This is a genomic window from Nocardia sp. NPDC055029, from assembly GCF_053608525.1.
The window spans coordinates 82855-93339 of record NZ_JBSGVQ010000031.1 but is presented as its reverse complement, the minus strand read 5'-3'; the positions used below and the strand labels follow the sequence as shown (position 1 = coordinate 93339).

The window sequence follows — 10485 nt, the reverse complement described above, 5'->3', positions numbered from 1 at the left end:
AACTCCGTGGTGGCACGCTCGGTGACCAACGCTACCGCCGCCGACAGCAGCGCCGCGCGGGTGCGTCGCACTCGGGGATCGAGCGACGCGGAGGTGTCGACATCGTGCAACGGATCACTCATACACACGATAATGCACAACTGTGCACAAAATTACAAGTGTTACTTATCGGTGCGCGAAGGCGTTCCAAGGAAGCGTCGATCGGGTGGCGCCCGCGGGACATTCGCTGAGCGGTTGCGACCGCTTGGTGTCCGACTCATCGCCATCGCGGCCGCGACCGTTGCCAGCGCGGTCGTGTGCAGCACGGCCTGGGAAGCGTTGCCAACGATGCTGACGCCGGGGACGAAGTCGCTGAGCAGACCGGGATCGACCAAGCCGGAATTGCGTGCTCGAGTACTGCGAACCGACGAGATGACAATCCCTGCCGGTCGCATGATGGGTCGGCGCTGATCGCCCGGGTTTGGACCTGCATTCGATGCCGCTCTAATTCACGCCGTGAGTCAGGCCGACGTCCCGTCACAACCGGTCGTGACAGGTCTCCGGCTCCTGAGGTCCTGCACCTGAGGGCGGCGCCGTGCGGCCACTTCCGCATCTGTGGGTATTGCCCGCCATTGCCCGGAGCGCAGCATCGTGCGTATGGCCGATGGAGTGTGGTGTGCGAGTGAGGAGTGTTGGTTCGCGGTGCGGTGCTGCCGACGATCTAACGAACATGGTTGGAACTGGCAGGAAGCTGTGGGCGGAGTCAGGTTGGTGCTGGGTGTGTTTGGGGTCCAGGTATAGGTCCAGTGCGAAGTATCCGATGTGCTTTCCGATTGCGATGGACACTGAGAATCTGAACCGACAGACTGGTCGGCCCGCGACGTTCACGATGTAGAACTTGCCTGGAACTCATTGGCGTGGTCGGTATCTGCCGGGCGGAACACGGGCTGCAGGATGAGGTCCGTACCGGGGCTGACGACGTCTACGCGGACCAACGCGACAGTGTTCGCGCAGCCGTCGAGGGCTTTGGTCAAATTTCCATCTGGCTGCCGCGGCCACCGCCAACGAGTATCTCGCCTGGCTGCTGCTGCACGGGCACCCCGTCGGGGGTCATGGGGACTATAGCGTCGGCGTCAGTTTCTATAAAGTTCTATAAAGATGCGTATCGTTTCGATCATGAAATTCCAGTCCGTCTATCGAGAATCAAGCGGACTCGCCATTCCGTCTACGGCTTCTGCCGTGGCAGTTGCAGGTCGAGGATGGAGCTGGTGTTTCCTGGTCCAGCGTGGGCCGATTAGAGCCTTCTGCCTATCGCCGGCGAGTGACTGCTCGGGGGTCGGTACGACACGAATCGAACCGCTAGTGATTCGTGGCTGATCACGTACCGACGCCACGCTGAACCAGATCGCGCCTCGGACGGGCAGCGTCGAGCTACGCCGAGGCTTTTTCGTAAGCGGCGATTACATCTGCCGAAATGCGTCCGCGGGCCGATACTGGGTACCCGTTCTCGTTTGCCCAGGCGCGGATGCTGGTCACGTCGTTGCGGCGGGTGCGGGTGGCTGCCGCAACGTTTGCGTCGGGCCTATGCCGGGAGTTGGACTTGACTCGCCCAGTGCGTCGGGCGAAGGGAGTCCAGTGTGCGAACTCGTCACGCAGCTTGGTCGCGTTGGCGTCGGACAGGTCGATCTCGTACGCCACGCCGTCGAGTTCGAACGCCACGGTGCCGTCGGCCGCAGAGGCTCCATCGAAATCATCGACAAGGGTGACAACGACCTTTTTTGCCATGGGGATCCTGTTCATTCGCTTTTTTGGGGGTTGCCTTCGCATCGTACTGGCCCGCCGGGTGACGCGAATTCTGCGGCTATGTGGCGTGCTGGCACCGACCAGCGCCGGTGATCGACTACGTCAGCCTGAAGGTGAAGTTGGGTATGCAGGTCCGCGTGTCCGCATCTGGTGCTCTGTTTCCCGGTATAGGCGACATGTGCCAGCAAGCAGTGTTGCGTCGAACGGACGTTGCGGGTCGCCGGACTTGCTGGAATGTGGGGCGAGCCCCGCCCAGGGGCGGTTGGCACTCACAACTGGGACTGCTAGGGACTCCTTAGCGATCACAAGCTGTTGCAGGGCCCACCCGGTTCAGCCGACCCATGATCGCTACACCCGTGAGCCGACCGAGCTGAGCTCCGCAGGTCGCTCATCGCACCGGAAGCGCACGGCAAGTGCGTCTCACCGAACGCATGTGCCCGTCGCCGTGCGACCTATCGGCGAGGCGTGTTGCACCAGGCCTCACTATGCATCGGCGGACCGTGATTGACCGAGGCTTCGCCGAGCTGCTGTTCGCGTGCGGGGTCGAAGCGGCTGACCACGGCCAGCGTGAGATCGACCAGCCTGGGTCGGATGCCCGAAAGGCGATTCGGAAGGTCGCACGCACCCGCGCGGACATCGTCAGGTCGAAACTTTCTGTGCCTGACTGATTCCGAATAGCAGGAGGCACGGTCTGCGCACAGTGCTGGCCGTGATCGCGGGCCAGGTCACGATGGCTGCCAGATGCTGGCATGCTCGACCTCGGTGGCAATCGGCAGGGCCTGCAGGTACTGGTTCTCGGGGGTCACCCAGGCCGCCGGCAGCGTTGGATCGAGACGGCGAGCGGTGGCATGAAGGATCAGGCCTTCGCAGCGGGTGGCCACATGTAGGAAGGCCAAGATCGTGGCGGCAGTGTCCAGCCAGCCGGCGATCGTGATTGTCTGTGCTGTGAACCCCTGCGCAGTAATGGCACCCGCGACTTGCGGGTCCGGATTGTAGACAGGCGCCATCGGCAGGAGCGTCGATGGCCAGGCCGTCCAGGATCACCTGCAGCGAAGCCAACATGTGGTGTCGACGGGATAGTGCATGGTGCCTCCTTCGGGGGGATTGTGCCAGGAGACGACGGAGGCTGAAGGTGCTCATGGCGGAACAACGACGCGACATCCTGGCCACCGAGTGGCGTCGGCGCGGCTCACAGATGCGAGCAAGGAAGGTTCCCCCGCTGACCGCCCCGCACCGATCGCGTTGGCCGCGGAACCAGCGGACCCACAACTAAGTCCCAACAAATTCGCAGGACGTCGTCGTTGTCGGTCGTTGCGCAGAGTTGTCGAGAACGCGCATATGCCTAGGTCAGGCTATGATTTCGGTGACTCTCTGGTAGTCCAGAGTCGCATCTGGTAGTCGAGTCGCTCGGCTCTGTGGGGGTCAGGGGTTCGAGTCCCCTTAGCTCCACAGAAATAACAGGTCAGGCCCGGTCATCGACCGGGCCTGACCTGTTTTGTTGGATAAGGCCCCAATTTTTTAGCCCTGCTTTCCCGGAGCCTTTCTCGTACTCCGATCGGGAACTCCTAGGATCGGGCCGAGCAGCATCAGGAGCACCACGCCTCTCCGACGTGAAAGGTTGTGACCATGGGCAGCCCGGTAGCCGATACCTCGGATCGTGAGCTGGCGCCGGTCGTGGTCGGTGTCGACGGGCACAGTGATCCGGCGGTGAGCTGGGCCGCCCGCGCCGCTGTGGCTCGGCGGCGTCCGCTCCGTCTGCTGTGCGCTCTCGAAATCAGCTCCGTGCAGTCGGTTTTCGGGCGTTTCGACCTGTTCACGCCGTCGCTGCCGGACACCGTCCGCGCGCAGGGCGCGGAACGTCTCCAGAATGCGCGTCGATTGGTCGGCATGATCGATCCCGACCTGGCGGTAGCGGTCGAACTCACCGAGGAAGAGGCCGCCGACGCGCTCGTCGCGCGATCGGGCGGCGCCCATCTCACGGTGATCGGTGCCGGGCGTGGGGGAAATCGGCTGGGTTCCACGCTGCTCGCGGTGACCGCGCACGCGGCGGGCACCGTCGTCGTGGTGCGCGGCGATGCCGACGCGCGTGCCGGCCTGCCGGTCGTGGTCGGGGTGGACGGTAGCGATCTCAGCCGGGCCGCCGCGGCAGCGGCCTTCGCCGAGGCCGCGCTGCGTGGCGTGCCCTTGGTCGCCGTCCACACCTGGGACGACCTGCGTTTCGAGAAGGCGGCCGCCCTGCCGGATCCGGTCGACGATGCCGAAGCGATCGCGGAATCGCACCGGCTGCTGACCGAGGTGCTCGCGCCGGGCCGGGCCGAACACCCCGCGGTCGAGGTCGAGCCGCAGGTCTATCGCTACAGCCCGGCCCATCATCTCCTCGAATTGTCCGCCGAGGCGCAGCTGGTGGTCACCGGAAGCCGAGGGCGCGGTGGTTTCCGGGGCCTGCTGCTGGGGTCGACGAGTAATGCGCTGGTCCAGCACGCGCAGTGCCCGGTCATGGTCGTCCATCGCGGGACAGGGAACTGAACGTCCAGGACGACCTACTGGAAGATCATCGCCGAGTATTTCTTGGTTGTTCGGCGACTATCCAGCGACCATATTTCGAGTCGGGAAATTGAGGTGGGCGTCTCGAATCTCGAGTGTTCACCCGGGCTGAATCGGGAGAATCGGTACATACCTGACATGCCGGATCGGAGTGTCCGGCATTCATGGCAACCACTTGGTAACGACTCGGGCCTCTGCGGTTCGAACGCGGGCATGGTCTGGAGATACTGGTGATTCGACGATCTGTGCACCTGAAAGCGACACTATCTAGGAGTCCGCGTGCTGCACACCGATGTCCCCACCCGCCGTGAGATCGCTGTACTCGCCTCGATGACCGCACCCTGGTCGGTGTCGATCTACACACCGACCGAGGTCGATCCCGCCGAACCGGACGTCAGTCGCGTTGCCTTTTCCAACCAGGTGCGTGACGCGCTCGAGCGGGTCACGGCGGCCGGGGAGCGGGCGGCGCTGTCGGAGGAATTCGACGACCTGCTCGACGATCCCGAGTTCTGGCGGTATCAGTCGCGCACGCTCGTCGTGCTGGCCACGCCTGAGCGGATCCGGATCTACCGGTTGCCGAATCGGCTGCCTGCGTCCACCACGGTCGCTGACCGATTCCTGCTCAAGCCGCTGCTGCGCACGGTCACATTTCCACAGTCGGCCTATGTCCTCGCCCTGTCGGAGGGCGCCGCCCGGTTGGTCCATGTCGATGCCGAGGGCCCCGCGGTCGACATCACCCCACGCGATCTGCCGAACAGCGCCTCCGACCATGCCAAGAAGGCCTCGCTGGGGGATCGTGCTCCGAAGGGGCGGGTCCAGGGATACGAGGGTCGAAAGATGCGGGTACGGCAGTACGCGCGCGCCGTGGACCAGCAATTGCGGACCATGCTGACCGGCCGTGATGTCCCGTTGGTGCTGGCCGCGACGGAGCCAACCGATTCGCTGTTCCGGTCGGTGAACAGCTATCCCGATCTACTCGACGAGAGCCTGGCGGGCAATCCCGAGCATCTCGGCCCGGACGAGCTCGCCGCTCAGACGAGGCCGATCCTGGACTGCTATTACGCCGGCCAACTCTCCGACCTGAGGACGCTGTTCGACAAGCGGATGTCGGAGGGCCGGGCGCTGGCCGATATCGCCGACATCGCCCGCGCGGCGACGTTCGGCATCGTCGGCACCCTCTTCGTCGACATCGAGACCGCGATACCGGGCACGCTGGCCACCGACGACGGTGCGGTCGAGTTCGGTTCCGACGCCGAAGGTCTCGATGTGCTCGACGAGATCGCGCGCCGGGTGCTCCTCACGGACGGCCGGGTGCTCGCGGTACGCGGCCCGGAAGTGCCCGGTGGCGGGCCGGCCGCGGCGATCTTGCGCTACCCGATGTGAGAGCGGTCGGTAGCTCCACCTGTTTCCGTAGGTCGGTTCATTCCCGTGGGTCGGGTGCGTTCTCGGGTCCATCGAGATGGAATCGTCGGCGAACGTCGGGGCGGGTGAGCAGTTTCTCGGGATACCCGGGGCCGGGCCTGGGGGTGACATCTTGCGCGTCGAGTGGTTGACGGCAGTGTCCGCACACGACTTCGGCGACGCTGTCGTGCCCGCACGGTTCGTGACGGAAGACCAGCGGCGGACCTGCCTGGTCGGACAGCCAGCGGTCACCCCAGCGGGTCATGGCGGCCATGACACCGTAGAAGTCGAGTCCGGACTCGGTCAGGACGTACTCGTATCGCACGGGCTGGGTGTCGTACACGCGTTTGTCGAGCAGTCCTTCGTCGACCAGTCGGCGTAGCCGTTCGGCGAGTGTGTTGCGGGCGATCCCGAGCTCTTGCTGGAAGTCGTCGAAACGGCGGAAGCCGTAGAACGCTTCGCGCAGCACCAGCGGGGTCCACCAGTCGCCAAGTAGGTCGATCGTGCGCGCGTAGGAGCATGGCCAGTTCGCGAAGGATGTTCGCTTCATTTATCCAGGGTAGCGGATCTATCAACAAGACTCAGCAGGTCAAATGGGTCCGATGACTATTGCCAAGTGAGTCTAGTTACGCAACTATGGAGGTCGAGCGTGACTGGAAGGATGTGTGATGGAGTGGACCGGGCAGGTGTATGCGGATGTGCCGATCGTGGCCGACAAGGTTTATATCGACGCGTCGCCGCAGGTGGTGTGGGACTTGGTGACTGATATTCACCTGATGCCACGGCTGAGCGATGAGGTGCGCGAAGTCGCGTGGCTCGACGGTGCGTCGGGTCCGGCGCCGGGGCATCGGTTCGTGGGTCGCAACGTCCACGAGTCGCTCGGAAGCTGGGAGACGACGTGCACGGTCATCGAATGCGAGCAGCGGGCCCGGTTCGCCTGGGCGGTCGGTGAGCCCGACTACCCGTCCTCGGTGTGGCGTTTCACCCTGCTGTCCGCGGGGCAGGGGACGGTGCTCGAGCAGCAGGGGCAGATGGGCCCGGCACCGTCGGGGTTGAGTTACGCGATCGAGGCGATGCCGGACAAGGAGCAGAAGATCGTCTTCGTGCGGTTGCGCGAATTCGAGGCCGGGATCAAGCGGAATCTCGCGACCATCAAGCAGCTCGCCGAACAGGGGAAATGATGCGTACCGCGACGACCGTCGAAGGTTCTGCCGGAAACTGGCGCGACATCGCCGACTTCATCGTCGAGGCCGAGAAGCTGGGGCTGGACATGTGCTGGGTGGCCGAGGCGTGGGGGAGTGATGCCCCGTCACCCCTGGGCTATCTCGCCGCACGCACGGACCGGATCTTGCTCGGCTCCGGGATCATTCAGCTGGGTACTCGGTCCCCGGTCCTGATCGCCCAGACCGCGATGACCCTGGCGCAGCTGTCGGAAGGCCGGTTCCTGCTCGGCCTTGGCGCCTCGGGTCCGCAGGTCATGGAGGGATTGCACGGCGTCTCGTTCGCGCACCCGCTGGCCCGGATGCGGGAGACCGTCGCGATCGTTCGACAGGTCTTCGCCGGAGAGAAAGTGTCCTTCACGGGTAAGGAATTCTCTATCCCGCTGCCTGATGGGGAGGGCCGGCCTATGCGGGTGGGATTGGCTCCGGTCTCGGTGCCGATCTATCTGGCGACTCTGTCGCCGAAGATGCTGGAGCTGACCGGAGAGATCGCCGACGGCTGGCTGGGTACGAGCTTCGTGCCCGAGGGCGCCGACGCGGCCTACTTCTCGCACCTGGACAAGGGATTGGAGCGGTCCGGTCGCAGCCGTGCGCAACTCGACATCTGCCAAGGTGCGGAGGTCAACATCGTTGCCGACGAGGAGGATCTGCCTCGCGTGATCGGCAGTCGCAAAGCTGAACTGGCGTTCTCGCTGGCCGGTATGGGCACGAGCACCACCAATTTCTACAACGACGCCTACAGCCGACAGGGGTGGTCCGACGTCGCCGCTGAGGTGCAACAGCGTTGGCGGAGTGGCGATCGCGCCGGCGCCGCAGGGGTGATCCCCGACGAGATGGTCCTGGCGACCACGCTCATCGGTACCCGCGAGATGGTGCGGAGCCGGCTCGCTACCTGGCAGGCCGCGGGAGTCGACACCGTCCGCCTGTATCCAGCGGGGAATACCATCGCCGCCCGCCTGGACAATCTCGCTGAAGGTCTGGACCTGGTTCACAACCTGGTTCCCTGATCGCCCTCCCCGGCCTGGTCGGCGACCGCCCACACTCTTGAGCATTGCTCGACATTTTGTTGAGCAATGCTTAGTAATCCGTTAGTCTCGGGGTCGCGACCGAACGTTGCACCATCGAGAGCCAGCGCAGGAGACTTCCATGCCGACCACCCGAATCAACGGGATCGAACTCGCCTACACCGACACCGGAGTCCCGCCCGGTCGACCGGACGCTGCCACCGTCGTGTTCGGACACGGCTTGCTTTTCAGTGGCTGGATGTTCCGGCCTCAGATCGCTGTCCTGCGGGAGCGATACCGTTGTGTCGCAGTGGACTTCCGTGGACACGGCGACACTCCGGCCACCCGCTCCGACTACGACATGGACACCCTGACCGCCGACGTCACGGAGTTGATCGAGCACCTCGATGTCGGCCCGGTGCACTATGTCGGCCTATCGATGGGCGGGTTCGTCGGACAGCGAATCGCGGCACGCCATGGGCAGCTCCTGCGATCGTTGACGCTGCTGGATACCAGCGGTGACGTCGAGGACCCAGACCGAGTCGGCAGATACAAACTCCTCGCCCTGATCTACCGCCTCATCGGCATGGCCCCGGTCCGCAATCAAGCCGTGTCCTTGTTGTTCGGGCCCACATTCCGTGCCTCCACGGCGAGCAAGCCGGTGATCGAGGAATGGGCTCGCCGGGTGCGCGGGTACGAACGCGCGGGCATCTATCGCGCCATCCTCGCGGTGGCCGAGCGTTCCAGCGTGCTGGCCGAGCTCTCCCGGATCACTGTTCCCACGCTCGTCATCGTCGGCGCCGACGATGAGGACACCCCGCCCGAGCAATCCAGGAAGATCACCCGTTCCATCAGAGGTGCGCGACTCGAAGTGGTGCTCGACTGCGGGCATACCAGCACACTCGAGCAACCCGAAGTCATCGCCGCGCTGATCCAGCAGTTCCTCACCGCGTCCGAGAACGACGAGCGCACCTCGGCGTGATCAGACCCGCCGCGCCTGCACCATGGCCGGCGTCCTCGTGCCACGACATGGCCGCACCATCATTCTGAGGAACTCCTGACATGACTGTCGACTTTCCCTTGATCTCCGGCGCCCGGCCGACAACGCCGACGCTGACACGGATCCTGTCCGACGCGGCCGAACCCGCATCCGCCGAGCTGCGCCGACGCGTGCTCGACACTCGCGCCTGGCGCACCGACTACGCCACCCTCCTGGCGAACTTGACCAGCGCCTCGGCCGATACCAGCGCGGTCGCCCTCGCCGTGGCCGCAGCCGGAATCGACTCGGCACGTCACACGATGACCTGGTCGGACGGCTCGAACGAGCGGGTGCTGACCGAGCTCGACCTCGATGCCGACCGCCCACGGCAACCAGATACCGCGGCCGTCCATGGCACAGCTTCACCGATCGTCGAGCTTCGTGTTCCCTACCGCGGTCGCGTCCTGCGCGGAAGTGAACTGCTCGATCAGGTCGATACCTGGGTCGGCGACGGCATCGCCGAACCGTCGTTCGGTGCGGCGATCGCCCGAGTCGTGGCCAACCCTGGCTGGTTGGCGGTCCGGGGCAGACAGATCGTCTTGCTCGGCGCCGGAGCCGAACTGAGCCCGCTGGAACCACTCACCGCATGGGGTGCCGACGTTCTGGCTGTCGACGTGCCGAGCCCCGACCTGTGGGAGCGCATCGTTCGCACCGCACAGTCAGGGGCGGGTTCGGTGCGATGGCCGCTGCGAGCCGATGGCCGAGCCGGCCTGGATCTGGTTCAGGATCTGCGGGAACTCGCCGCATGGTTGACCTCGGAAAGCAACGGCGTTCCACAAGTGCTGAGTATGTACGCCTACGCCGACCGGGGCGCGCACGTCCGGGTCAGCGTGGCCGCCGACCTGCTCGCCACGCACCTGTGTGAGGCCGATCCGCGGACCGCGCTCGCCTACCTCGCCACCCCGACCGATGCCTTCGTCGTCCCCACCGAAGTCGTCCGCGCGGGCAGCAGCGCATGGCGGGAACGCGGACGCAGGCAATACCTGGACTGGATCGCACGGACGGTATCCGGTGGCACGCTGTTCCGTCCCTCCTATACCCGCATGCACGAGGACGGCACCGGGCTCGCCGACGTTCTCGTCCCCCAACAAGGCCCCAGCTACGCGATGGCCAAACGCCTGCAGCGGTGGCGTGGAGTCCTCACCGAAGACGCGGGGCACACTGTCTCGTTCAACGTCGCCCCCGCGTCCTGGACTCGCTCGGTGACACGTAACCGAGCACTCGCCGCGGCGTACCGCGGTGCTCACCACTTCGATGTCGAAGTCTTCGGTCCCGATACCTGCCGAATCCTGATGGCGGCCCTGCTCGTTCACGACCTCCACCACGATCGGTCACCACGACCGCATCCCGAAGCGCTCTTCAGCGACCAAGCCCTGCACGGCGGACTCTGGCGCGCCGCCTACGAACCCAAATCGGCACTCGGCTTCGCTGCCCTCCTCGGCACATTCGGAAATCTCCTCGGGCCAGGGAAATTTCAGGGTTTGTCCAACTGACC

General features: G+C 65.0%; 9 protein-coding genes. 6 read left to right on the top strand and 3 right to left on the bottom strand.

Going from position 1 to position 10485, the window contains the following annotated elements:
- Nucleotides 1-1410: 1410 nt before the first annotated feature.
- Complete coding sequence (locus tag ACWF9G_RS24480) at nucleotides 1411-1764, bottom strand: histone-like nucleoid-structuring protein Lsr2 (RefSeq protein ID WP_452518138.1); 354 nt, start codon at nucleotides 1762-1764, stop codon at nucleotides 1411-1413.
- 743 nt (nucleotides 1765-2507) lie between these two features.
- On the bottom strand, nucleotides 2508-2789 hold the full coding sequence (locus ACWF9G_RS24475; protein ID WP_452518136.1) for a hypothetical protein: 282 nt from the start codon (nucleotides 2787-2789) through the stop codon (nucleotides 2508-2510).
- A gap of 619 nt (nucleotides 2790-3408) precedes the next feature.
- On the opposite strand from ACWF9G_RS24475, the gene ACWF9G_RS24470 reads away from it, so the two are divergent.
- Both ACWF9G_RS24470 and ACWF9G_RS24465 read left to right on the top strand, forming a co-directional pair.
- Nucleotides 3409-4308, top strand: a complete 900-nt coding sequence (locus ACWF9G_RS24470; RefSeq protein WP_452518135.1) for a universal stress protein — start codon at nucleotides 3409-3411, stop codon at nucleotides 4306-4308.
- Between the two features lie 297 nt (nucleotides 4309-4605).
- The gene (locus tag ACWF9G_RS24465; protein WP_452518133.1) at nucleotides 4606-5709 is read left to right on the top strand and encodes a baeRF11 domain-containing protein; all 1104 of its coding nucleotides are present in this window, start codon (nucleotides 4606-4608) and stop codon (nucleotides 5707-5709) included.
- A 37-nt stretch (nucleotides 5710-5746) separates the two neighbouring features.
- Here the strand turns inward: ACWF9G_RS24465 and ACWF9G_RS24460 are convergent, their stop codons facing one another.
- Entirely contained in the window at nucleotides 5747-6277 is a 531-nt protein-coding gene (locus ACWF9G_RS24460) for a winged helix-turn-helix transcriptional regulator (protein WP_452518132.1), read from the bottom strand.
- 118 nt (nucleotides 6278-6395) lie between these two features.
- Between ACWF9G_RS24460 and ACWF9G_RS24455 the strand changes: the two genes are divergently transcribed.
- The 4 genes from ACWF9G_RS24455 to ACWF9G_RS24440 all read left to right on the top strand — a co-directional run bounded on the left by ACWF9G_RS24455 (nucleotide 6396) and on the right by ACWF9G_RS24440 (nucleotide 10483).
- Nucleotides 6396-6908: an SRPBCC family protein gene (locus tag ACWF9G_RS24455; protein ID WP_452518130.1), complete on the top strand. Its 513-nt coding sequence runs from the start codon at nucleotides 6396-6398 to the stop codon at nucleotides 6906-6908.
- Complete coding sequence (locus ACWF9G_RS24450; RefSeq protein ID WP_452518129.1) at nucleotides 6908-7954, top strand: LLM class flavin-dependent oxidoreductase; 1047 nt, start codon at nucleotides 6908-6910, stop codon at nucleotides 7952-7954. Before ACWF9G_RS24455 ends, ACWF9G_RS24450 begins: the two co-directional genes overlap by 1 nt.
- 139 nt (nucleotides 7955-8093) lie before the next feature.
- Nucleotides 8094-8933 carry an alpha/beta fold hydrolase gene (locus ACWF9G_RS24445; protein WP_452518128.1) on the top strand — a complete coding sequence of 280 codons (840 nt, stop codon included), beginning with the start codon at nucleotides 8094-8096 and terminating at the stop codon, nucleotides 8931-8933.
- A gap of 80 nt (nucleotides 8934-9013) precedes the next feature.
- The gene (locus tag ACWF9G_RS24440) at nucleotides 9014-10483 is read left to right on the top strand and encodes a hypothetical protein (protein WP_452518126.1); all 1470 of its coding nucleotides are present in this window, start codon (nucleotides 9014-9016) and stop codon (nucleotides 10481-10483) included.
- Nucleotides 10484-10485 lie beyond the last annotated feature (2 nt).